This is a genomic window from Acinetobacter pittii ANC 4050, assembly GCF_000399685.1.
GTDB classification, from domain to species: domain Bacteria; phylum Pseudomonadota; class Gammaproteobacteria; order Pseudomonadales; family Moraxellaceae; genus Acinetobacter; species Acinetobacter pittii_E.
Genome location: NZ_KB976987.1, coordinates 2,114,865 through 2,139,201, shown reverse-complemented (window position 1 = coordinate 2,139,201; position 24,337 = coordinate 2,114,865). Strand labels below are relative to the sequence as shown.

Below are 24,337 nucleotides of genomic sequence, written 5' to 3'. Positions count from 1 at the left end.
TTTTTAGGGGTGCTTAAAATTCAACATGTTAACTTGCAGAGCATCATAGCACTTTTTTATCATACTTGTTATTGATTGAACGTTCAATCAATAACAAGTATGATATGTAAAAATCAATGAATTTTTGAAGATAACTTCTGGAATAAAGAGGTGAAATCAAAGGTTCTTAAGGATAGGATGATGCGCATAAGTACAGTACTTATCACGTTATTTTGAGAAAAATACACCGATTGCAAGGAGCAATAAGATGGTGTTGAAAAGTGATAGATATTCTTCAGACCATATTCGGTTAAATCGTTTTGTATTTTGGAGTTCAGCCATCAGTATTGGCATTTTTGGCCTACTTTTTGTGCTGTTTCCAGAAAAAAGTCAGTTTTGGTTGACCTATGTACAAGAGCAGGTAAATCACTTTTTTGGGTGGTATTACATGCTGGTTATTGTGCTGTGTTTGGGCTTTGTTGCTTGGCTCGCTTTTTCAAAAGTAGGGCAGATTCCTCTAGGTAAAGATGACGATAAACCTGAGTTTACTTATCTGGCTTGGACTTCAATGTTGTTCTCGGCAGGGATTGGTATTGCGCTACTTTATTATGGCGTGGCCGAACCTGTTGACCATTTTTTAAGACCGCCAGAAGGCGAGGCAGGAACGATTCAGGCAGCCCGTAATGCGATGACTTATAGCTTTTTGCATTGGGGGATTCATGGCTGGGTACTTTATGCATTGCTCGGAGTTACTTTAGGTTACTTCGCTTTCAGACAAAACTTGCCATTAGCACTGCGTTCAGCGCTTTACCCAATTTTTGGAGAGCGAGTGCATGGCTTGGTGGGTGATTTTGTCGATGGCTTTGGAATTTTAGCGACAGTTATTTCCTTGGTCACCAATTTGGGAATTGGAGCTTTGGTGCTCGTATCGGGTATTTGTTATTTACTTCCTCAAATTCCAGATAACTCTGCAACTTTAATTACTGCTGTGCTCATCATGATGTTCGTTGCCACGATCACGACAGTGGTGGGTATTGAAAAAGGTTTAGCGTGGTTGTCGCGTATTAATTTACGTTTGCTGTATGCCTTACTTTTATTTGTATTCTTAACCGGTCCGACAAACCATTTATTAAATGGTCTTGTGCAAAATACGGGCGATTACCTTAATAATTTTATGGGTAAAAGCTTTGATATGTATTTATACAACCAAAAAGCCAGTGGTTGGTTAGGTTCGTGGACCGTATTTTATTGGGCTTGGTGGATTGCTTGGGCGCCTTTTGTCGGCATGTTTATTGCGCGCATTTCAAAAGGTCGTACCATTCGCGAAGTTGTATTGGGTGTATGCCTGATTCCGCTTGGTTTTACATTGGCTTGGATTTCGGTTTTTGGAAATACTGCAATTTATTTAATCTTGCAGCAAAAACAGAAAGTTTTAGGCGATATGGTCTTAACTGATCCGGCATTATCTTTATTTAAATTACTCGAATATCTGCCGTTTAATCCTTACGTTGCCGGTATTGTTGTTGTAATTTGTTTCGTTTTATTTTTGACACCAGTTGGCTCTGGTACACTAATGATCGCTAATTTGTCCTCAAAAGGGGGCACCAATGATAGTGATTCACCGATCTGGTTACGCGTCTTTTGGTCTGTGGTAATTACCATTGTAAGTATTGGCTTGCTTTTAGCCGGTAGTTTTAACTCCATGCAAAGTGCTGTGGTGTTATGTGGTTTACCATTTTCAGTCATTATTTTGCTCTATATGTTTGGTTTAGCCAAAGCATTAAAGCAAGATGATTTTGACCCTCAATTAGTGAAAAAACAGTTAGCTGTTTCAAAAGACATTACGGTCCCATCGGATTGTGACCAGAATAAAGTGACTGAGGTTTTATAACCTCACCCAATCACATCTATATATTATTTTTTTTGCGTTTAAAGTCGTCTTTTCACTGTTTTAAATAAGAGTGAAAAGACGAAATTAAATATTTTGTTTTTATTTTATTCCTTGAGGATTGTATGGCAACAGATAATCCAAGAGCAGTTGATGATTTAACATTATCTAAATCTAAAAAAGACCCGCTCAACCGTGTGGTTTTTTATTTTTCAGCTCTACTTATTTTAATTTTCTCTCTCGTCACGTTTTTGTTCAATGATTTTGCAAATAGAGTCATGAACGCCGTACTCCAGTGGGTAACCTCAACCTTTGGTTGGTATTATCTGCTTGCCGCAACGTTATATATGGTTTTCGTGATTTTTATTGCCTGTTCAAGATACGGCAGTATCAAATTAGGACCTAAGCATTCAAAACCTGAGTTTAGTTTACTCAGTTGGTCTGCGATGCTATTTTCGGCTGGTATCGGTATCGACCTAATGTTCTTCTCGGTCGCTGAACCACTATCTCATTATATGCAACCTCCGGTCGGAGCAGGTCAGACCTATGAAGCAGCGCGCCAAAGTATGGTTTGGACATTGTTTCACTATGGCTTAACTGGCTGGTGTATGTATGCCTTGATTGGTATGTCATTGGGATATTTCAGTTATCGTTATAACTTACCGCTTACCATTCGTTCTGCACTTTACCCAATTTTTGGGAACAGAATTAATGGTGCGATTGGACATAGTGTAGATACGGCTGCCGTGATCGGGACAATTTTCGGTATTGCGACAACCTGCGGGATTGGAGTGGTACAGCTGAATTATGGCCTACATGTATTATTGGGGTTACCAGAAAATATCTGGATGCAATTTATCCTGATTGCTGTCGCGGTCGGCATTAGTGTTATTTCGGTGACATCTGGGGTCAATAAAGGCCTGCGGATTTTATCTGAAATCAATATTTATGTTTCTATCGGGCTATTACTGTTTATTTTGTTCTTGGGAAATACCGAGTTTTTACTCAATGCCCTTGTCCAAAATATTGGTGACTATTTAACCCGTTTCCCAACTTTAGCCTTACAAAGTTTCGCTTTTGAACAGCCTAAAGAGTGGATGAGTAGTTGGACTTTCTTCTTCTGGGCATGGTGGATTGCTTGGTCTCCATTTGTTGGACTCTTTCTGGCACGCATCTCAAGAGGACGTACCATCCGTGAGTTTGTGTGCGGTACTTTAATTATTCCACTTCTATTTACACTGACGTGGTTATCTATTTTTGGTAATAGCGCATTACACAGCGTTATTTTTGAAGGTAATCAAACCTTAGCCGCAACAGTATTGGCAAACCCGGCACATGGTTTTTATGACCTGTTAGCACAATATCCGGGCTTTACCTTTATTGCTTCAATTGCCACTGTGACAGGACTTTTGTTCTACGTGACTTCTGCTGATTCGGGGGCACTGGTTTTAGGTAACTTCACCACAAAACTGACTCATATTGATAATGATGCTCCTCGTTGGTTAAGTGTGTTTTGGGCGGTGGCAATTGGTTTGCTCACATTAGCCATGTTGATGACCAACGGCATTACCGCTTTGCAAAACGCAACGATTATTATGGGACTGCCGTTTAGTTTTGTGATGTTCCTTGTGATGGCAGGGCTTTATAAGTCGCTCAGACTTGAAGATTACAGGCATGCCAGTCGCAGTATGAATGCTGCTCCAGTCGTAGGGAATGTGGATATTCTCAACTGGAAACAACGTTTAACTCGAGTCATGCATCATCCGGGAACCACTGAAACACAGCGCATGCTAGACACAGTTTGTTTGCCAGCCGTTCAGGCTGTTGCCGATGAGCTTGTTAAGCAGGGTATGAATGTAGATGTGCAGCAAACGCCACTAGAAGATGAAGACACGCTTTACCATCTAGATCTCACTATTCATTTGGAAGAAGAGCAAAACTTTGTTTATCAGATCTGGCCTGTACGTTATAGCGCGCCTAACTTCAGTCAGCGTGTAAAACGTGGCAAACAGTTCTATTTCCGACTTGAAACCTATCTTTATGATGGCTCGCAAGATAACGATCTGGTTGGCTACAGTAAAGAACAGGTGATTAACGATATTTTAGATAAATATGAAAGACATATGACGTTCTTACATATTAATCGTATTAGTCCGGGGAACCGTCCATTGTTCCCAGATCCACAAGCTTAAGAGGAAAATGCATGGCTTCTCCTTATCTACATTCTTTTGCTTTATTTTTCTCGTTGCTCAATCCATTTTTAATGAGCATTTATATGATTGGCTTGCTCCGCCATTCAGAAGCAAAGGTGTTTAATAAAGCACTGATTCAGGGAAGTGTGATTGCTTTTGTCGTTTTTATGCTATTTGCATGGGGCGGCGAAACAATTTTTAGTAAATATCTGAATGTACGTTTTGAAGCCTTTCAGATCTTTGGAGGCCTCATCTTTTTGGTGATTGGCTATCGCTATGTTTTTCAGGGTGCCGATACCATTGGTGAAATGCGCGGTGCACCGGAACATCTGGCTGGCACCATTGCCATGCCATTTATGATCGGCCCGGGCACCATTAGTGCGGCTGTGGTCACAGGGATTGAAATGTCAATTGGTGAGGCAGCCCTAGTGATTGCCTTTACCTTGTTCTTAACATGCAGTATTTTGATTTTGATGAAATTTTCACATGATCATTTACGCTATAAACATGCCAAGCATATCGACCGCTATTTTGATATTGTTGGGCGTTTATCTGCTTTATTAATCGGTACGATCGCCATTGATATGATCATTAATGGTGTAACAGGCGTCATTAATAAAGTATAGCAAGCCATTCATAAGAATCTGCTATGTCATTGAACATGGAATAAAATGGCATAGCATCTTCTAAAAAACTCTAAGATAAATAAAACAGCTTTAAAAAATAACTTTAAAAATAAAGCCTTAAAAAATTAAATTTTAAAAAACAATCAAAGATATTAAAAAATACAATGCCATGTTGTGGATTTAAGCATGTTTTTTTTGTGAATTATCAACCATAATGTTGTCTGAGCTTGTTTTAAGACCCAGAGTTTAGCTATGCCTACATTAGATGAAATAACCCCAGCAACTGATGACCAGTCTGAATTGACGATGTCAGTTTTGATGACGCCTGATATGGCAAATTTTTCAGGTAATGTTCATGGTGGTACGATTCTAAAACTACTCGACCAAGTCGCTTACGCTTGCGCAAGTCGTTATTCGGGTGGCTATGTGGTGACTTTATCTGTAGATAAAGTGAATTTTAAAGAACCGATTTATGTAGGTGAGCTGGTAACGTTTTTGGCAAGTGTGAACCATGTAGGCCGTACTTCTATGGAAGTAGGTATCCGTGTTGAAGCCCAAAATATCCAGAAGCGTACAGTGCGCCATACTAATAGCTGTTATTTCACGATGGTTGCTGTTGATGAACAGGGCAAGCCATGTGAAGTACCTCAATTAAATCTCAATACTGAGTGGAAACGTTGTCGCTTTGAAGCAGCTGAGCACCGTAAGGTTTTACGTCTGCAAGAAAACCATAATCCATCTTGTAGCATGTATAAGAAAACTTCTTAAAAAAACAAATTGAATTAAAAAAGGATCGAACCGCAGCATGGTTCGATCCTTTCTTTTCTTTACTAAAATTCAGCGTCCATATTTCCTTTCAGTAAAATTATCTCTGAGCTTGGAGGAGAGTGCTTAGAGAATTAACGAGTTGCAGGAGCAGCTTCAGAAGCAGAACCTACAGCATCAGATGCAGCATTTGCAGTGTTTGCTTGTTCTTGAGTTGAAACAACAACTTTTTCTTCACCAGCAGTGTTATGTGCTTGGTCGTGCTTAGAAGCAGCGAAAGTTGAAGCAGCAGTTAAAGCAAGTGTAGTAGCGAGTAAAGTTTTAGCTAATTTCATTTTATGGCATCCTTAAATTTCATTTAAAAATAAATTAAACCTAATCGTTCATACCTACATGAAACCTGTATGGCTGAATGACTAAGCTAGGACACATGCTAAGCCGAGGTTTGGATTACATCAATTAACTTAACAATCTATTACGCCTATCTTAACAATATGAAATATACGGGCCGTTTATGTGCGGAATCTGTAAAGTTAAACGCCTTAATTACACCTTAAAATGTGAAAAAATATTTCTTTTTGAGTGAAAAAAAACCAAATTGTTTACGTAAACCTAACACTTTGGCATGAATTGTGAATATGCTTGAATAGGATATTTCGTTTGAATTATAAATATCAAAAGCTAATTTAGATAATTGATGAGATGCTTGTCACATATTTGGGGCTTTAGCCCGATAATTGAAAAGTATATCTTCAAAGTGAAAAATCATTTTCATGCTACTTAAACAGTGATATACCTTTCTTAGTTTTTTTAAACCTTGTTGATTTGAGCCGCTTGTGAAACTGATTGCCCAAAAAATTGTTCCTACCCATATTATCTCTGGTTTTTTAGGGGCAGGAAAAACCACATTATTACAGCATTTATTAAGCCAGAAGCCTAAAGATGAGGTTTGGGCGGTATTAATGAATGAGTTTGGGCAAATTGGAGTAGACCAACAACTCTTACCTCAAGATGAAGGATATGCAGTCAAAGAACTATTAGGTGGTTGTCTATGTTGCAGCAGTCAGTTGCCTATGCATATTGCTTTAGCTCGACTGTTAAGTGAACAGAAACCAGATAGACTCTTTATTGAGCCGACTGGACTTGGGCATCCTTCTCAGTTATTTGACCAACTGACTGAACCCCATTGGCAAAGTAGTTTAGCCATGCGAGCGTTGATTACAGTGGTCGATGGTAGTCGTTTGCATGATACCAATTGGGTTAAACAAAACCTTTATGAAGATCAGTTAAAAGCTGCCCAGATTGTGGTGGTGTCACATACCGATTTAATGACTTTTGAAGATGATCAGGCGCTTGAGTTATTAAAAGATGAATATCAACCTTATCACCAAGAGTGGATTAAAACTGAACATGGTCATTTAGCCATAAATAAAATTGATGTGGCTGCTCGTTTAACTGAACGATCTATACAACCTTTACTTAAACTTCAAAAACAAATGAGTGAGAGCGAGGACGTAAAGGAAATTCAGCAATTACCTTATCATTATGTCGAGTCGGCACAAGGTTATATTGTGGCAGGTTGGAAATTACCTAAACGCTGGAAATTCGATTTTTATGCTTTGCTAGACGTATTATGTGCGCAGCAAGATTGGCTAAGAATCAAGGGAATTTTTAATACAGATCAAGGTTGGAAAGTTTTTAACTTTAATCCTGATCAGTTTAATTATAAGTCGGGCGAAGAGGGTATTGATAACCGAATTGAGATCATTAGCGAGCATCATCACGATTGGTTGGCTTTTGAAACAGCGTTACTTGCTTGTCAGTTTGAAGAATAGAGAACATTGGCTAAAAGAAGAGCCAATGTTCTCTATAAATAGTTTTAAGGCTTAGCTTCTAACACAGCTTTAGCTTGGGCATGATCAATATCTTTTTCCCAGTGAGCAATCACTACGGTCGCCACACAGTTACCGATTAAGTTGGTACAGGCACGAATAATTCCAATAAACCAATCGACTGAAAGTAGCAGCACTAAGCCAATTGCAGGGAGACTTGGAATAACTGAAAGTGTTGCTGCAAGAATAACTAAAGCTGAGCCGGGAATGCCGTGCGCCCCTTTAGATGTGATGAGTGAAACCAGTAAGATTGCTAGCAAGTCATGCATAGACAAATCAATATTGCAGGCTTGCGCAATAAAAATTACACCTAACGTTAAGTAAATTGAGAACCCATCCAAATTAAATGAATAACCAGTGGGAATAACCAAACCCACAGTTGAGTCTTTAATTCCTAGATTTTTGAGCTTTTTCATAACTTGAGGAAGAACAGAGTCTGAAGAGGCCGTACCTAAAACAATGGCGAGTTCATCTCTAAAATAGCCCACAAATTTGAAAATATTGAGACCAGCGAGTTTTAAAATCGAACCTAAAACAATAACGACAAATAAAATGCAGGTTGCATAAAACAGTAAAACCAAATAACCCAATTGCAAGAGCGAATCTAAACCAAACTTAGCAGTGGTGTAGGCGACTGAACCAAATACACCAATTGGAGCTAAACGTATAATAAGTCCCATAATTTTAAAGAAGACTTCCGAAAAAGCCTCCAACGCTTGGCGTACCAGCTCTGCTAAATGTTTAGGAATTAAAAGTAGAGAAATGCCAAATAAAATAGCGATGAGTAAAACCTGTAAAATATCGCCGTTTGCAAAAGCGGCAGTGAAGGTTTTGGGAATAATATTGAGTAGAAATTCCGAACCTGTATGCATTTCATGGGCACGTTCGGTGTAGGTACTTAAATCTTTTGCATCTAAATGGCTAATATCGATATTCATACCGACGCCCGGTTTAAATACATAGGCCACAATAATGCCTAAAACTAAAGCAATACTGGTCACCACTTCAAAATAAAGAATGGTTTTTGCACCGACTTTGCCCATTTTTTTGATGTCATTTGCACCATAGATTCCCAGTACAACCACACAAAACACAATGGGGGCAATCAGCATTTTAATTAAAGAAATAAAACCATCACCTAATGGCTTTAGAGATAGGGAGAAATCATGAAAACCAATTCCAATTGCAACCCCAAGAAACAGAGCACAAAGAACCTGTAAAAATAAACTACGCTTGAGCTTTTGCCACATAAGTCATCAATTTTAGCAAGAGGAGAATATTTCTCTTTCAAGCAAAAAGTCGGCCAACTATAAAATAAGCTGAGCGTTTTGGAAGAATATGCAAATTTCGCATGACTAGGCTTTGCATTGTTCAGTTTTTTTATAATTTTTTACCCAAAATCGAGTATCCTTAGCGCCAAATTTTTGGACATATTAATCATGGCGCTTAAAGCAACAATTTATAAGGCAGACTTGAATATTGCCAATATGGATGACCATATTTATGGTGATTACCAGCTGACGCTTGCCCTACATCCTTCGGAAACTTTAGAACGTTTAATGGTTCGTCTAATGGCTTTTGCCCGCTTCGCAAGTGATGAGCTTGAGTTTACTAAAGACCTTTTTGAAACTGACGAGCCAGCATTATGGCAAAAAGATTTAACTGGTCAGCTAGAAACATGGATTGAAGTCGGTTTGCCGTCTGAAGATAAAGTCAAAAAAGCCAGTGCGCGTTGTAAAACGGTTGCGATTGTTGTTTATGGCACACAAGTCGAAGACTGGTGGAAGAGAAATAGTAAAATTAAAACATTAAGTAATGTTCAAGTGTGGCAAATTGCCCCTCAAAGCACCGCTGAGCTTGAGCAACTGTGTGAACGTACGATGCAGCTTCAATTAAATGTCATGGACAATGAATGGACGCTTTTAGGTGAAAAGGGCCAGGCAAGTGTTGTGTGGACACAGTTACAGTAACATAGAAAAGCGCAACAAATTCTACAGATTCAGTTGGTACACTAAGTACTAATTTTGATTTAGAGTTTCAGTTTAAGGGGTATACCATGTCAAATGAATTAGAAATTATCGACTTAAAAGTGGGTGAAGGCAAAGAAGCGGTTAAAGGCGCTTTGATTACAACTCACTATACAGGTTGGTTAGAAGACGGCACAAAATTTGATTCTTCGATTGACCGCGGTAATTATTTTGAATGTGTGATTGGCACAGGCCGTGTAATTAAAGGCTGGGACCAAGGCATTATGGGAATGAAGGTTGGCGGCAAACGTAAACTCATCGTGCCTGCTCATTTAGCTTATGGTGAGCGTAAAATGGGTAAGATTATTCCCGCTAACTCTAATTTAATTTTTGAAATTGAATTATTCGATGTCAAAACTCGTGACTAGTGAAAAATTAAAGCCCTTTAGGGGGCTTTCTTATTTATATGAGCTTTAAATATAAATACATTATTAATTTATATTTTAGCTTTTTGAATATTTAAGATTATTTTCAGATTATTTGATTATAAATGCTGACTGAAAAACTGTTCATTTGCAGGCAGTGTGATATTAAGACCAAATTTCAAAAAATTTGTGCCTTAACATCAAATTTCACATAAATAATCTATATTGATATTGAGACGCTATTTCATGACTATCCGCTTTGCATCTCCTTTGTTGAACATATCACTTGGCTTGGCCTTGGCAGGTTTGTCAGGCATGGCATTAGCTAAACCACCTAAACTGGACGCTTCAACACTTACGGTGATTGGTTATCATGAAATTACCGATACTAAAAATGCCTTAATTCCTCAATATGCAGTGACCACTCAACAATTTACACAGCACGTTGAATGGCTACAAAAAAATGGATTTCATTTTATTACGGTTGATCAGTTGATCCGTGCTCATCAGGGTAAGGCTCAACTGCCTACAAAACCGATTTTATTAACTGTAGATGATGGTTATCAATCTTTCTATCAAAATGCTTATCCAGTCATTAAAGCTAAAAAAATTCCGGTTGTTCTAGCTGTCGTAGGTTCATGGTTAGAACCAAAAGCAGGGCAGAAAGTTGATTTTTCAGGGGAAGAAATCCCACGTGACAAAATCTTAAGCTGGGGTGAGCTGAAAGAGATGCAAGATAGTGGTTTTGTAGAAATTGCAAGCCATAGCTATCATTTACACCGCGGTATTACAGGCAACCCGCAAGGTAACTCTGAACCTGCTGCAACAACTCGTTTTTATGATGTTAAAACTCAAACCTACGAGAACGATGAACAATATCAATCACGTATCTATAATGATTTAAAGAAAAATAACGAGCTACTTAAAGCACATGGCTTACGTTCACCACGTATTATGGTATGGCCATATGGTCGCTATAATATGCAAACTGTCCAAATTGCGAAAAAATTGGGTATGCCAGTGACTATTACACTGGATGATGGGGCTGATCACGCAAAACAATCTCTACAAAATATGAGTCGTATTTTGGTAGAAGGCGATATGACGACTGATGATTTGGCTCAAGAAATCAAAAATCGTGAATTGAATTTAACGGATAATAACCGTCCGCAAAAAATTATGCATGTCGATCTGGACTATATTTATGACCCAGATCCGAAACAGCAAGAGCGTAATTTAGGTCACTTGTTAGACCGAATTAATGCGATGGGGGTAAATACAGTCTATTTACAAGCTTTTTCAGACCCAGATGCTAATGGTTCTGCCGATATGGTTTATTTCCCAAACCGTCACATTCCAATGCGTGCTGACTTATTTAACCGTGTAGCATGGCAAATTCAAACCCGTACGCCTGTAAGTCGTATTTATGCATGGATGCCTTTATTGGCATGGGAACTACCAAAAACTGATCCTGTTTCTAAGGATTTGGTGGTGACAGAGCAAGCAAAAGCTGGTGAACACCTCAACATGGGGTATATCCGTTTAAGTCCGTTCTCATCTGACGCACGCCAAACTATTCGTGAGATTTATCAAGATTTGGCTAAGTCATCTTCATTTAACGGAATTTTATTCCATGACGATGTCACCTTATCTGACTATGAAGATGCAAGCCCAGATGCATTAAAAGCTTATGCGAAACAAGGTTTACCAACAGATTTAGCAAAAATTCGTGATAACGATCAAGATTTGCAAAAATGGACTGCGTATAAGACAAAATATCTAGATGATTTCGCCATGCAACTCGTTGATGACGTGCGACAATATGAACCGTTCTTGCTTACCGCACGTAACTTATACGCGCAAGTTGCTTTGAAACCATATGCAGAAAACTGGTATTCGCAATCGCTTGAAGAGTCGTTAAAACGTTATGACTTTACGGCTATTATGGCCATGCCTTATATGGAACAGGTCGATAACTCTGATCAATTCTATAAAGATATGATTGATCGTGTGAAACAATATCCAAATGGCATTAAGAAAACTGTTTTTGAATTACAGGCAACCGACTGGCGTAAAAACGAAAAGGTACCATCGGCTGAAATGGCTGCAACAATTCATTCTCTTTATCAGCAAGGTGTCATGCATGTTGGATATTACCCAGATGACCCAATTAAAGATCATCCGGATGTGAACACTATGCATAAAGCATTTGCTGAAAAATCATCTCGTCTTGTGCCGTAGTTGAGGCTAAAACATGACAATCTTTGCTGCAATATGGTCGCATGCCCTAAAATTCGTTTTCTATTATCCATTATTCATGTCGTATTTATGGATGATTGGCGCGATCATTTTCTATTGGAAAGAACGTCAGGCTCCGCCTTACGATCAACCTGCTCCATTAGAGAGTTATCCAAAAGTAGCTGTGTTAATTCCTTGTTTTAATGAGGGAGATAATGCAGAGGAAACGATCAGCCATGCTTTAAAACTGGACTATCCTCATTTTGAGGTCATTGCGATTAATGATGGTAGCTCAGACAATACCGGCGAAGTACTCGACCGCTTAGCAGCACAACATGAAAAACTACGTGTTGTTCATTTGGCTCAAAACCAAGGTAAAGCCATGGGGTTGCAAGCTGGAAGCTTAATGACCGATGCCGAGTTTTTAATTGGTATTGATGGGGATGCTTTACTCGATCCACATGCAGCAAAGTGGATGATTCGTCATTTTCTGGAAAATCCAACGGTGGCAGCTGTTACGGGCAATCCGCGTATTCGTACTCGCTCAACTTTACTGGGGCGTATTCAGGTCGGTGAGTTTTCATCGATTGTCGGCATGATTAAACGTGCACAACGTACCTTTGGTCGCTTGTTTACCGTATCGGGTGTAATTACTGCTTTTCGTAAGAGTGCTGTTCACCAAGTCGACTATTGGTCACCCAATATGTTGACTGAAGATATCGATATTACTTGGAAATTGCAGCGCGCAGGCTGGGACATTCGTTTTGAACCGAATGCCTTGGTCTGGATTTTAATGCCTGAAACTCTAAACGGTTTGTGGAAACAGCGTTTGCGTTGGGCTATGGGTGGGGCACAGGTATTAATTAAAAATATTGATGTGTTCACCAAACCGAAATTAAACTTTTTATGGCCTTTAATGTTTGAGCTTTGCTTAACTTTAGTCTGGTCCTATTTAATGCTCGCGATGGCTTTATTATGGCTGGTACATTTTATTTTACCTGTACCTGCTTTAGCCGTTGTGAGCTCTCCATTTTTACCGTATGGTAGCGGTATTTTATTGGGGGCAACCTGTCTCATTCAGTTTGCTTTAAGCAAATGGATGGATAGTCGTTATGAACCACATCTAGGAAAAAACTATTTCTGGATGATCTGGTATCCATTGGTCTTTTGGCTAATCACCATCTCGGCAACTATCGTGGCATTTCCAAAAGTTTTAAAACGTGGGGATGAGAAACGTGCGCGTTGGGTGAGCCCGGATCGGGGCATTCGTGGATGAAATGCAAGAGTCATGAGATTTTAAAGATCGTGCTGTATTGATGTCTGGGGAAAACCACAGCATTTCGTTAGGTAAAGAGAGAAATGAAGACAAATTCGTTGATTATTGATTTACGCCGTCAATTACCATGGCATAAACGCTATGCTTCTACAACAAGCACAGCCATGATGTGGGCGGTTTGGTTGTTGTTGTGGCGTCCGTTTGTACTGATCTGGGTATTGGCTGAGCTTCAAAAAACACATTTGGTTCATCGTTTGTTTAATGCCTTTGGTGTAGGCATTGAACATGGCATTACAGCATTAATTGGTTGCGCAATTTGCTTATTGTTATGGAGCCATGTGCTACCGGAGCGTCGTGTTGGTGGTAATGCGCTTAAAGCCAAACAGACAGATGACTATGCACGCTATTTTGATTTACCTGAACATGAAATTGAGCAGGGACGTAGTCAGAAAATTACAGTCATTCACCATGATGAATTAGGTAAAATCGTTAGAGTTGAATAACGATTACCCAGAAAAGGAAGCCCACGTTAAGTGGGCTTTATTTTTTTAAGAATGAAGAAGTCCAAGAATACGTTGCTTAACTTGATTGATGTAAAACTCATCATGAGTGACACGGTACATCAAGATCGCTCCTTCATAATCAGCAATACTTTGTTTTGCTAAAATCTCAGCTTGATCTTGAGCAATGCAACAAGCAAAAATAGACTGAATAGCCAGTTGCCAGTCCTGAAAAATACTACGTATTTTGGCTAAAATTTCAGGTGAACCATACGCCGCTTCCATTGAAATTACCCCAATCAGACAACCATTTACCCCTTGGGTAAAAAACTGCACAGCACGTTTATGCATTTGCTCAAAACGCTCAATGGCTGAGAGTTCTGAACTTGCAGTCGTTCTAAATAAAGAATGGATTAAATATTGATGAGTGCCATTTAACACTTCAAGCAAAAGCGCTTCTTTATTTGGATAATAATAATAAAAAGAAGCTTTGGTGAGACCGCAAGCTTTTGCCAGCATGTCCATGCTCGTTCCTGCATATCCGTAAGTTTTGAACTGCAAAGCACAGTGCTTAAGCAGGTCTTCTTTGGTCAGTTTTTGCGGTCTCATTTCACATTATCCAAAACATAAAGCAGATTTATAAAAAAACATCAAAAGTGGTGCGGATTTTATTCCAGATGTGTTCGGCATCTTTTTTAAAGTAGCCCATGTGGCCAATGGTTTTCATAGCAACATCTTGAGGTTGAAGACTGACGTATGAGACTTGAGCTTGTTGATAATGTTGCATAAATGCGCGACATGAAGCAGGTAAAGCCCAATCATCATCTAGGGCAGAGACCGCATAAATTGGAATTTTGACAGTAGCATATTGTTCAATTAAGTGTTGCTGTTCTGGGTCGGCAAAAAAATACTTAGGGTTTTTACACCATTTACGCCATTGTTTATAAACATTGAGGGGTAAATCAGAACCCATATTAAATTTGCTCCAAGGCAAATAACCTGTCACAGCAACAATAGGTGGAAACACGATATTCCAGATCACTTGCACTTTAAAGCGTTCTTTCAGTGGCATATAGCCGTGCCAACCTGCACCTGTACCAAATGTATAGCAAGCCAATAATTTATCATGATTAGGTAGCAAACCTAGTGCATGGCCACCATAGGAATGACCAACCATGAAAAGAGGTAATGGCTCTTTTGATAGATATTCAATTGCACCTGCTAAATCGAGTTTGCCCCAGTCTAAATAAGACATATCAAATCCTTTTAAAGATTTTGGGCTCGATTTTCCAACGCCTCGATAGTCAAACGTGAATATCTGATAGCCAAATTGCGTCATATATTCAGCGAAGCGACGGTAAAACTCATGTGGCACGCCCGTTGCTCCCGCAACGACAATATTTGCTTTAGCTGGTGTCGTTGTAAAGTAACGTGTGCCCTTGAGTTGATAACCATCTAAAGCGGGGAATTGTACAGTTTGGCTAAGCTGTTCATTGATTTGAGTTGCTGATTGCATTGCTTTTCTCTTTATTTTTCTAGTGTGATGAAATTTTATTTACCTTTAAAAATAGGCGGTCTTTTTTGCAACATGGCAAACACACCTTCTTGAACATCTTCTGTGGTGAGTAAAGGTTGAAGATGGCCCTGTAATTGGGTAAAAGCAGTTTCATAACCTTCATTAATGGCTTCACGGGCAGAAGCAAGGGTGGCTTTTACAGCAAGAGGGGCTGCTTGAGCAATATGTTCAGCGAGTTCTATTGCACGGTTGAGCTCCGTACCTTCAGGGCATATTTCTGTAATCAGGTTCATATCAAAGGCCGCTTTTGCATCAAAAGAGTCACCGGTGAGTAAGTAGCGCATGGCTTTTGCCCAGCCAGCAGCCTGAACAAAACGTGCAGTTGCTCCACCAAAAGGTAAGATGCCACGTTGCACTTCCATCTGTGCAAACTGGGTATTTTCGCTTGCTAAAGCAATATCTGCATTCAGAAAGAGTTCGATACCAGCGGTGTAGCAATAACCTTGTACCGCAACAATCAATGGTTTACTCAGTTTTCGTCCAACTGTACCCCAAGGGTTCACTTCTTCATCACTAAAATCAAAAACACCTGTAGCAAGCTTGGGTTGTAGCTCAACTAGATCTAATCCGGCCGTAAAATGGTCGCCATGAGCAAAGATAATTGCACAGCGAAGAGCATCATTATTTTCATATTCGGTAAGCGCCAGTGATAAATCTTTAATCAGGTAGCTATCAAAGGCATTACGTTTTGCTGCCCGATCTAGACCAATTAAAAAAATATGTCCGCGAGTTTCACGGCTGACTTTTCCTTCTTGATTTGACATTTTTCCGATGTCCTTTGTTTATTTTTAATAAGTTTTTAAACGATCGTTTAAAAAGTGTCAAATACAATTTGTTGACTACTTAGTAAGCAAAAAATAAAGGGGTGATGAAAGTAAAACTAAGTTCTTATTTTATGGTGAATGTTACCAATAATACTTAAAAGTAAAACCTGACAAATAAATTTGTCAGGTTTTAAAAAATTATGCAGAGCGTCGTGAATACATCATTAGTCCTAGGCATAACAAGGTTAAACCTAAAATAAGATGTGAGCTGAGCTGTTCATGGTTGAACCATGTTCCCCAAAATGTGGCTAACACTGGGGTGATAATGGTAATAAGTAGCACAGTCGTTGGTTGTAGTATTTTGATGAGTTGATAATAAAAAATCATGGCAAGCACAGAGGAAAAGACCGCGCTGTAGAATACTGCTAGCGAAATTTTCAAGCTTGGAAATTCAGTGGGAAGATGTGACCAAAAGAAAGGTAACAAGCATACATAACCGACCCATGAGACAAGGGTAGCACCTGTCATTTGTGTAATGGGTGGAATATGCGCTCCCACAGATTTCACGGCAAACGTCGACAAGACATAAAACAGCATAGCAATCAGTTCTAATATAATACCGATGCGGTTGAGCTGAAAACCTGATGAAGACAGCCCTAAAGTAAAACTCATTCCGACAAGAGCAATACCGAGTCCAAGCCATTGCCATACTGAAAAACGTTCACGTCCTAATAAAAAGGAGCTAATCAGTCCAGATAGCAACGGAGAGGTGCCGTAAATAATTGAAATAATGGCAGATGGGACTTTATCTGCACCCATGTAGCAAAAGGCCATTGAACCAAATAAGCCAATGGCTCCAGCACAATAACTTAAAACAGCTTTTTTACTAAAGATGAGCTTTAAACGAAAAAATCTTAGACACAGCAAGGCGATTGGAATAGCCAAAGTGAATCGAATAAATAATCCCCATGCCCAGTGAATTTCTTGTACTGTCCAGACGGCTGCGAGTGGAGTAAGCGACCAAATAATGACGACAGCAAGAAATTGGCCGGCTGTAGCAAGGCGAGTCGGGGATGAAGATAATGCTACAGCCGGCTGAATCTGCGGGGTGGATATACTCTGTTGTTCAAATAATGGTTTCATATAAAGCTCCAGAAAGTTTGTTCTTTGTGTTTTAAAAGGGCATAAAAAAAGCCGCGTTTTATGGCGGCTTGTGATGAAAATCAGGGGATATATTACAAATTAAATATCTCGATTTTCGTATCTAAAGCGCCAAATTGTCCAAAATTAGGACGTCGCCAATTGACCACATCGAACTTAATCTTTGGGGCGTATAATTGACGCGCTAGACAGTATTGGGCTTTAGGTAAAAACATGATAAGTATATTAAAAATACAGATGTAATTTTTATAACATAGAAATAGAAAAGTACAAATTATATTCAAGCATAAACCATAGATTTTTTGATTATATTAAATTAGTAGTTTGCTTAACTTCATATTTTTCTCATAATACCCCCGTCAAATTGATCTCAATAAGCAGCTTCTTTTATGTCACCTCTAGAAATTTTCGCGGTCTTGATTAGCCTGATTGGAGTCGGATTAACTGTCATCCGTAATATGTGGTGTTGGCTGTTTAATTTCTTTGCCTTTGTTTTGTATGCTTATTTGTTTTACGAATTTAAGCTATATGGCGAAACAATTTTGCAGTTCTTTTTTATGGTCGTAAATTTTTATGGCTTCTACTACTGGCTTAAGGGAAAACAGCAAGATCATGACATTCGAATTGAACCAATTAGAGTTCAAACCGCTATCATTCAAATGGTTATTGCCGCGGTAGGTGGTTTACTGTTTGGTTTAATTCTTAAAAACTTTACCGATGCAGCAGTACCGATGCTCGACTCACAACTGGCAGCATTTAGTTTACTGGCAACCTATTGGACGAGTCGAAAGCATATTGCGACTTGGATACTTTGGGTATTTGTCGATATTATTTATGTCGGGATGTTTATCTATAAAGATTTATTTTTAACAGCCGCTTTGTATGCAGCATTTGTATTGATGGCAGCTTATGGTTGGTATCAATGGGAAAAGGTTAAAAAGAAACAGCTTTTGGCCTCAAACCAGCTTTAATTTGGAGAGCGATCATGCTGTTAAGCTTAGATGTTTATAAACAACAACAGTTTGATCAAATTGCTGCAAAAATAATGGCAGAGCCAGAAAAGTATTGTGAATTTAATTCGGTATCTGATTTTTATAACGCTGCATGGCTTAAGAAATTTCCACAAGGCAGCCAGATTTCTGCGACAGGTTTAGATGATGGTGCTGAAGAGTTTTATGCAATTATTCAGTTTAAAAAGCAGTATTTAAAGTTTGATATTAAAGAGCATCATTCGATACTTGTTTTTCAGGATATGAATGGGAAAGTATTTGAAAGTAACTTCTAATTTATAAAATAAACTTTCATAAAAAAGCGACTTAACGTCGCTTTTTTTAATAAATAAATTTGGAAATTTTATTTGCGGTTTCAATAACAAGACTTGCGATATCTTCTTTAAATGTTCTTTCATCATACGTCGTAATTGGGCAACTTACAGAAATAACAGCGACCATTTTACCATTTGACTGTTTAAAAATAGGTGCCGCGCAGGCTGCCATATCATGATTATAATGACCCCAACTCACCATAGTTTTTTGAGTTTTTACGTACGACAGCCTTTGCAATAAAGCTTTTAAATTGGTTGGCGTCAGGTCAGAGAAACTGTCCCAATCGCTAAAGTTACGGTAACGCTGACGTACTTCTGTTTCAGGTAAATCAGACAGTAACATTTGACCAATCACGGTGGCATGAGCAGGCCAGCGGGTGCCTAAGCTAATGTTACTCGTGAATGTTCCCATCGACTGAATGTTATTTACAAAGACAATATGAGTACCTTCTAAAATTGAAAGATGCACCGCAAGTTTGGTTTGATCACGTAGTTCTTTCATTAAAGGGGTCGATAAATCGAGTAATGAAAGTTTAGATAAACTGTTAAAACCAAGTTCCATCACTTTAGAATCGAGAGCATAAGTTTTTTGAGATGCTTTTCTTAAATAACCACAAGATTCCAGTGTATAGATCAGACGAAATGCACTAGAACGGTTCACTTCTAAAATTTCAGCGATTTCTGTAATTGTCATTTCTTGCGCTTGTTGGTTAAATGCTTGCAAGATAGCTAAACCCCGCACAAGTCCGGGTACTAAATATCGATCATCATTTTTTGTTGTTTCTGATTCTTGAGAATCTTCTTCAATCGCTAGGCTCATTCGTCTCTTTTTCCTATAAATAAAACAAGGTTCAATTTGGGGCATGCTGCTTTATTTTATAACCATTGTAATTGTTAAAAATGCATAAAACAATTTTTATATTTAAAACTTTGTTTCTTGTTTGAAACGTAACAAAATATTTAAAATTTACTAAATTAATGAATTTTATATTTATTTTTACTTTGACAAAAAATGATCAAGGGGATTATGCTTAGCTTGTGTTTTGAAAATCAAATTATGTTTTGTATATAAAACAAAATGAGGACGCAAGGTATGAGTTGGATCTCAGTTTGTCAGCAGGGTGACGTTAGCGAAGATGAGCCGAAAGCCATCGAAATTGAAGGGAAAAAAATAGGCGTATTTTTTGTCGATGAAAATTACTTTGCTATCGAAAATGTTTGCCCTCATGCGTATGCCTTATTAACCGAAGGATTTATCGAAGATCAGACTGTTGAATGTCCATTGCATGAAGCAATTTTTGACATTCAGACAGGTGAGCTAAAAAGTGGACCAGGGTGTAGAAACCTATGTACGTACCCAGTTCGTGTTGAAGGACAGGATATTCAAATTCAACTCTAGTCCTCACATGTACAAGGAAGCAGAACAATGAAGACATTTAATGAAAAGTTGGCAAGCTGGATTCATGCAACGCCAGCAACCGAAGCAGGTATCAACAATATTCAAGTTCCAGGTCAATCTGAATTGTTGGTTTGGCAGACACGTTATAAAGAGCCAACTCTCTACGAACAAGATTTTGTAAAGAACTTGATTCAGGCATTTTCTGCAGGCGCAACTGAGTTAGATGACGTTGTTTCTGCACTTAATCAACAGGGTTTCCGCTGTGAATCTGGTGATGAATGGACTTCTGCAAGCTTTACAGAAGAAATGCAACGTTTAGGTTATTGATTCAGGGAAGAATAAAATGAACGCAATCGTATCAACTTCACAAAGCGCTGAAGAATATTTAGAACTTGGTTTACGTGACCAATGGCACCCGGTTTTAGCAAGTTGGGAAGTCGCTGCTAATCCAGTCGGAATTACCCGTTTAGGCGAAAATATTGTGGTTTGGCGTGATGCCGAAGGTCAGGTTCATGCGCTTGAAGATCGCTGTCCACACCGCGGTGCTCGTCTTTCACTGGGTTGGAACTTGGGTGACCGAGTTGCTTGCTGGTATCACGGTGTTGAAGTTCGTGCTGACGGTGTAGTTGCTGATGTACCAGCCGTTCATGAATGTCCAATGACTGGTACTAAATGTTTAAAGAATTATCCGGTCATTGAGCAACATGGTGCGATCTTTATCTGGTTTGGTATTGACGTAAATGAACAGCCAAAACCGCTTGAGTTTCCAGAGCAACTTGCAAGCGAAGAGTGGAGTTCATTCCTTTGCCAAGCAGATTGGAAAGTAAACCATCAATACGCGATTGATAACGTGATGGACCCAATGCATGGGACCTATTTGCACTGTACTTCACACTCTATGGCAGACGGCGAACGTACTGCAGAGATGAAGCATCGTACAACCGATAATGGCTTTGTTTTCGAAAAAGAAGGCCAAACAGGTGTGAACTTCGACTGGGTTGAATATGGTTCAACTGGTGCAAGCTGGTTACGTCTTTCAATTCCTTATCGTAAACAATTTGGTCCGGGTGGCGAATTCTGGATTGTGGGTTATGCAACCCCAATTGATGCCAACAATACCCGCGTATTTTTCTGGCGCTGCCGTAAGGTTAGTGGCTGGCAACGTAATGTATGGCGTTTCTTATATCGCAATCATTTAGAACAGTTGCATTGGGATGTATTGGAACAAGATCGCATTATTTTAGAAAATCTTGCGCCAAATGCCCGTGCACGAGAATTCTTATATCAACATGACGTTGGTCTTGCACGTTTACGCCGTTTAATGAAGAAAGAAGCTGAGAAGCAATTAAAGAAAATTGCTGCGCTAAATGCATCAAACCGTATCGAGATGCAGGAAGAAGCTCATGGCTAATGTAGCGTTGTTGCAAGGCAAAAAAGTTTTAGTGACTGGTGCTGCGCGTGGTTTAGGCCGAGATTTTGCTCAAGCCATTGCCGAGGCTGGTGCTGAAGTTGTGATGGCAGATATTTTATCTGACTTGGTACAACAAGAAGCACAAGCTTTACAGAAACAAGGGCTAAATGTTCATGCAGTAACAGTTGACCTTGCCAATGCAGACTCTATTGAAAATGCGGTTGCAGAAAGCGTGGAAGTATTACAAGGACTAGACGGACTTGTGAACTGTGCGGCACTGGCAACCAATGTCGGTGGAAAAAATATGATTGATTATGATCCTGAACTTTGGGATCGGGTCATGAATATTAATGTGAAAGGTACATGGCTAATTAGTAAGGCATGTGTTCCCCATTTAAAGCAATCGGCTGCTGGCAAAATTATTAATGTTGCTTCCGATACAGCACTTTGGGGCGCGCCGAACCTGATGGCTTATGTGGCAAGTAAAGGTGCAATTCTTGCCATGACACGTTCAATGGCAAGAGAGTTGGGGCAGTCCAATATCTGCGTCAACACACTGTCACCCGGCCTTACTCTGGTTGAAGCAACCGAGTATGTGCCGCAGGAACGTCACGATTTATATGTGAACGGAAGAGCGATTCAACGTCAGCAACTTCCACAAGATTTAAATGGAACAGCATTGTATCTACTGTCGGATTTGTCCTCTTTTGTGACAGGTCAAAATATTCCGGTCAATGGCGGTTTTGTCTTTAACTAAGGAGTAGTCAAATGATTACAGGGATCGAGATTTTAAAGTTTGGAGTTGAAGATAGAGCCGCTTCAAACAAGTTTTTAGCAGATTTTGGTTTAAGCCAAAGTACTTCGGATATTGAAGGCGCTGATCTTTACCAGACTCAAAACGGTAGCAAAATTTATTTATTTAATTGTGATGATGACCGTTTGCCTGCTGCCATTGAACAAGGTTCAACTTTACGTGAAGTCACATGGGGTGTTGAAAGTACTCAAGACCTCGAAGACTTGGCAGCACGTTTGGCCGATGTAGAAGGTTTTAAACGTTCTGAAAGTACAGTTCAGTGTCTTGACCCAAATGGCATGACCATTCGTTTTGAACAAAGTTTTGTAAAAGAAGTACCAGAACTTAAAACGGAAGGTATTAACCAATACGGCAACATTCAACGTGTCAATGCAGCAAGTCCTGTCTATGAAAAAGGTCAACCTGTTGCGATTGGGCATGTAGTGTTCTTCACACCAGATTTGGCAACAACTGAAAATTTCTATATTGAAAAAGTGGGCTTTCATTTATCTGATGCTTACAAAAATCGTGGTGCATTCTTACGTTGCCGCGGTGAAGGTTATCACCATGATTTATTCTTGCTCAGTGTTCCAAATAAACCTGCTGGCTTAAATCACGTTGCGTTTGTTGTTCGTGATATCCATGAAGTAATTGGGGGCGGTTTAAATATGAATCGCTCGGAATGGTCAACTTTCATTGGGCCGGGACGTCATCCAATTTCTTCTGCTTATTTCTGGTACGTCAACTCACCATTGGGTGGGGCATTTGAATATTACACCAACGATGATTATTTGACAGAAGAATGGCAGCCACGTGTAGAAGAACATCGTCTAGAGCTTTTCACCGAATGGGCGATTGAAGGTGGTCTTGATGACACAACCCGCCGTCAGGTGAAGCCTGTTTAACAGGGATTGCTTTACAAGGAAGATGGCTATGGAAAAGATCGTAATTGTAGGTGCCGGACAGGCAGCGGGTTGGGCAGTAAGTACCTTACGTCAAAATGGGTATGTGGGCGAAATTCACGTGGTTTCAAATGAAGATCAAGTGTTTTATGAGCGTCCGCCACTGTCTAAGCAAGTACTTTCAAAAGAAGCAACTTATGAAAGTTTGAATCTGTTCTCTCCTGAACAGGTTCAAGAGTTCAACGTTCAATGGCATAAACCGGAAATCGCAACAAAAGTCGACCGTGAGCAAAAACAGGTTCATTTAGAAAGTGGCCAAATTTTGCCATATGACAAATTGCTGATTGCAACCGGAAGCCGTGCACGTGTACCGGTCAATACATGGCAGTTTATTCCAAATGTTGTGACCTTACGCAATGTACATGACTGTGAACGTTTGGCTGAAATTTTAAAGAATGCAAAAAATGTCGCTGTGATCGGCGGTGGCTGGATTGGTTTAGAAATTGCTGCAACTGCACGTAAGCAAGGTAAAGATGTTCATATTTTTGAATATGGCGACCGTTTATGCGCAAGAAGTGTGAGTCCGGAAGTTTCTGCATTTTTAAAAAATATGCATGAGACCCAAGGCACAAAAATTCACTTAGACAGTAAGAGCCTTCATTTGGTTGAAGCGCCTAATCAAAAAGTTGAAGTGGTGAATCATCCTCAAAATAGTCAGTTATTTGACTGTGTTGTAGTAGGTGCGGGCGCCGAAATTGCCAAAGAGTTAGGTGTACACGCTGGTCTCGATGTGAAAGATGGCATTGTGGTGAATTGTTTTGGGCAAACCTCAGATCAAAACATTTATGCCGCAGGTGATGTCGCGATTCATCCGGGTTTGGGTTATTGCATTCAGTCTTGGGCAAATGCACAAAATCAGGCGATTGCCGCAGCAAAATCGATGCTCGGAATTGAAACTGAATATAGCGATATTCCATGGCTTTGGTCTGATCAATATCACTTCAATATTCAAATTTTAGGGACTTATCAGCCTGAAAAAACCAAAGAACTGGTGATTCGCCAAGGCGGTGAAGATCAGGTGAGCTATTTATATCTGGATCATGAAAATCGTTTGCTCAACATGATTGCCATTAATGACTCGAAGCTAGTCAAACTGGCAAAACGTTGGATGCAAGCCAACACCGTTTTAGATCCAAAACTATTAGCAGATTCTGAATTTAATGTCATGAAGTTAAAACCGTAAACATTAAATCTGGTTC

Annotated in this window: 25 protein-coding genes; 18 read left to right on the top strand and 7 right to left on the bottom strand. The window is 39.5% G+C overall.

The window, feature by feature from the left end:
* Positions 1-247 precede the first annotated feature (247 nt).
* The 4 genes from F931_RS13855 to vdlD all read left to right on the top strand — a co-directional run bounded on the left by F931_RS13855 (position 248) and on the right by vdlD (position 5,453).
* On the top strand, positions 248-1,870 hold the full coding sequence (locus tag F931_RS13855) for a BCCT family transporter (protein ID WP_016141952.1): 1,623 nt from the start codon (positions 248-250) through the stop codon (positions 1,868-1,870).
* A gap of 122 nt (positions 1,871-1,992) precedes the next feature.
* Complete coding sequence (locus F931_RS13850; protein WP_016141951.1) at positions 1,993-4,059, top strand: choline transporter; 2,067 nt, start codon at positions 1,993-1,995, stop codon at positions 4,057-4,059.
* A gap of 11 nt (positions 4,060-4,070) precedes the next feature.
* The gene (locus F931_RS13845) at positions 4,071-4,685 is read left to right on the top strand and encodes a MarC family protein (RefSeq protein WP_016141950.1); all 615 of its coding nucleotides are present in this window, start codon (positions 4,071-4,073) and stop codon (positions 4,683-4,685) included.
* 252 nt (positions 4,686-4,937) lie between these two features.
* Positions 4,938-5,453, top strand: coding sequence for an acyl-CoA thioesterase (gene vdlD, locus F931_RS13840; RefSeq protein WP_016141949.1), 516 nt, complete (start codon positions 4,938-4,940; stop codon positions 5,451-5,453).
* Between the two features lie 131 nt (positions 5,454-5,584).
* Here vdlD and F931_RS13835 read toward each other — a convergent pair whose 3' ends face one another.
* Positions 5,585-5,785 (bottom strand): hypothetical protein, encoded by a 201-nt coding sequence (locus tag F931_RS13835; protein ID WP_000761577.1) that lies wholly within the window; start codon positions 5,783-5,785, stop codon positions 5,585-5,587.
* A 501-nt stretch (positions 5,786-6,286) separates the two neighbouring features.
* On the opposite strand from F931_RS13835, the gene F931_RS13830 reads away from it, so the two are divergent.
* Positions 6,287-7,285 (top strand): CobW family GTP-binding protein, encoded by a 999-nt coding sequence (locus tag F931_RS13830; protein WP_016141948.1) that lies wholly within the window; start codon positions 6,287-6,289, stop codon positions 7,283-7,285.
* Between the two features lie 44 nt (positions 7,286-7,329).
* Here F931_RS13830 and dctA read toward each other — a convergent pair whose 3' ends face one another.
* Positions 7,330-8,592, bottom strand: a complete 1,263-nt coding sequence (dctA, locus tag F931_RS13825) for a C4-dicarboxylate transporter DctA (RefSeq protein ID WP_016141947.1) — start codon at positions 8,590-8,592, stop codon at positions 7,330-7,332.
* Positions 8,593-8,781: 189 nt separating this feature from the next.
* On the opposite strand from dctA, the gene yaeQ reads away from it, so the two are divergent.
* From yaeQ to pgaD, 5 genes are all read left to right on the top strand, one after another.
* Positions 8,782-9,312: a YaeQ family protein gene (yaeQ, locus tag F931_RS13820; protein ID WP_016141946.1), complete on the top strand. Its 531-nt coding sequence runs from the start codon at positions 8,782-8,784 to the stop codon at positions 9,310-9,312.
* A gap of 86 nt (positions 9,313-9,398) precedes the next feature.
* The gene (gene fbp / locus F931_RS13815; RefSeq protein ID WP_002117532.1) at positions 9,399-9,737 is read left to right on the top strand and encodes an FKBP-type peptidyl-prolyl cis-trans isomerase; all 339 of its coding nucleotides are present in this window, start codon (positions 9,399-9,401) and stop codon (positions 9,735-9,737) included.
* A 243-nt stretch (positions 9,738-9,980) separates the two neighbouring features.
* Positions 9,981-11,975: a poly-beta-1,6-N-acetyl-D-glucosamine N-deacetylase PgaB gene (gene pgaB, locus F931_RS13810; RefSeq protein ID WP_016141945.1), complete on the top strand. Its 1,995-nt coding sequence runs from the start codon at positions 9,981-9,983 to the stop codon at positions 11,973-11,975.
* A 13-nt stretch (positions 11,976-11,988) separates the two neighbouring features.
* Positions 11,989-13,248, top strand: coding sequence for a poly-beta-1,6-N-acetyl-D-glucosamine synthase (pgaC, locus tag F931_RS13805; RefSeq protein WP_016141944.1), 1,260 nt, complete (start codon positions 11,989-11,991; stop codon positions 13,246-13,248).
* Positions 13,249-13,331: 83 nt separating this feature from the next.
* The gene (pgaD, locus tag F931_RS13800) at positions 13,332-13,751 is read left to right on the top strand and encodes a poly-beta-1,6-N-acetyl-D-glucosamine biosynthesis protein PgaD (RefSeq protein ID WP_016141943.1); all 420 of its coding nucleotides are present in this window, start codon (positions 13,332-13,334) and stop codon (positions 13,749-13,751) included.
* Positions 13,752-13,796: 45 nt separating this feature from the next.
* On the opposite strand, the gene F931_RS13795 is transcribed toward pgaD, so the two are convergent.
* The 4 genes from F931_RS13795 to F931_RS13780 all read right to left on the bottom strand — a co-directional run bounded on the left by F931_RS13795 (position 13,797) and on the right by F931_RS13780 (position 17,231).
* The gene (locus F931_RS13795; protein ID WP_016141942.1) at positions 13,797-14,357 is read right to left on the bottom strand and encodes a TetR/AcrR family transcriptional regulator; all 561 of its coding nucleotides are present in this window, start codon (positions 14,355-14,357) and stop codon (positions 13,797-13,799) included.
* A 28-nt stretch (positions 14,358-14,385) separates the two neighbouring features.
* On the bottom strand, positions 14,386-15,264 hold the full coding sequence (locus F931_RS13790) for an alpha/beta hydrolase family protein (RefSeq protein ID WP_016141941.1): 879 nt from the start codon (positions 15,262-15,264) through the stop codon (positions 14,386-14,388).
* A 35-nt stretch (positions 15,265-15,299) separates the two neighbouring features.
* Positions 15,300-16,088: a crotonase/enoyl-CoA hydratase family protein gene (locus F931_RS13785; protein WP_016141940.1), complete on the bottom strand. Its 789-nt coding sequence runs from the start codon at positions 16,086-16,088 to the stop codon at positions 15,300-15,302.
* A 198-nt stretch (positions 16,089-16,286) separates the two neighbouring features.
* Positions 16,287-17,231, bottom strand: coding sequence for a DMT family transporter (locus F931_RS13780; RefSeq protein ID WP_016141939.1), 945 nt, complete (start codon positions 17,229-17,231; stop codon positions 16,287-16,289).
* A gap of 407 nt (positions 17,232-17,638) precedes the next feature.
* Here F931_RS13780 and pnuC point away from each other — a divergent pair, with 407 nt between their 5' ends.
* A complete protein-coding gene (pnuC, locus tag F931_RS13775) occupies positions 17,639-18,220 on the top strand; it encodes a nicotinamide riboside transporter PnuC (RefSeq protein WP_004794040.1) in 582 nt (193 codons plus the stop codon).
* A gap of 14 nt (positions 18,221-18,234) precedes the next feature.
* Entirely contained in the window at positions 18,235-18,534 is a 300-nt protein-coding gene (locus F931_RS13770; protein ID WP_016141938.1) for a hypothetical protein, read from the top strand.
* Positions 18,535-18,580: 46 nt separating this feature from the next.
* Here F931_RS13770 and F931_RS13765 read toward each other — a convergent pair whose 3' ends face one another.
* The gene (locus F931_RS13765) at positions 18,581-19,393 is read right to left on the bottom strand and encodes an IclR family transcriptional regulator (RefSeq protein ID WP_004794038.1); all 813 of its coding nucleotides are present in this window, start codon (positions 19,391-19,393) and stop codon (positions 18,581-18,583) included.
* Positions 19,394-19,666: 273 nt separating this feature from the next.
* Between F931_RS13765 and ndoA the strand changes: the two genes are divergently transcribed.
* From ndoA to thcD, 6 genes are read left to right on the top strand one after another with little or no spacing between them, the layout of a single operon-like run.
* Positions 19,667-19,972 carry a non-heme iron oxygenase ferredoxin subunit gene (ndoA, locus tag F931_RS13760; protein ID WP_002117586.1) on the top strand — a complete coding sequence of 102 codons (306 nt, stop codon included), beginning with the start codon at positions 19,667-19,669 and terminating at the stop codon, positions 19,970-19,972.
* A gap of 27 nt (positions 19,973-19,999) precedes the next feature.
* Positions 20,000-20,299, top strand: a complete 300-nt coding sequence (locus tag F931_RS13755) for a recombinase-like helix-turn-helix domain-containing protein (protein ID WP_016141937.1) — start codon at positions 20,000-20,002, stop codon at positions 20,297-20,299.
* A 16-nt stretch (positions 20,300-20,315) separates the two neighbouring features.
* Positions 20,316-21,383: an aromatic ring-hydroxylating oxygenase subunit alpha gene (locus tag F931_RS13750; protein ID WP_016141936.1), complete on the top strand. Its 1,068-nt coding sequence runs from the start codon at positions 20,316-20,318 to the stop codon at positions 21,381-21,383.
* On the top strand, positions 21,376-22,140 hold the full coding sequence (locus tag F931_RS13745) for an SDR family oxidoreductase (protein ID WP_016141935.1): 765 nt from the start codon (positions 21,376-21,378) through the stop codon (positions 22,138-22,140). The genes F931_RS13750 and F931_RS13745 overlap by 8 nt, the downstream gene beginning before the upstream one ends.
* 11 nt (positions 22,141-22,151) lie before the next feature.
* On the top strand, positions 22,152-23,081 hold the full coding sequence (mcpII, locus tag F931_RS13740; protein WP_016141934.1) for a VOC family protein: 930 nt from the start codon (positions 22,152-22,154) through the stop codon (positions 23,079-23,081).
* A 28-nt stretch (positions 23,082-23,109) separates the two neighbouring features.
* On the top strand, positions 23,110-24,321 hold the full coding sequence (gene thcD / locus F931_RS13735) for an NAD(P)/FAD-dependent oxidoreductase (RefSeq protein ID WP_016141933.1): 1,212 nt from the start codon (positions 23,110-23,112) through the stop codon (positions 24,319-24,321).
* The last annotated feature ends 16 nt before the right edge of the window (positions 24,322-24,337 follow it).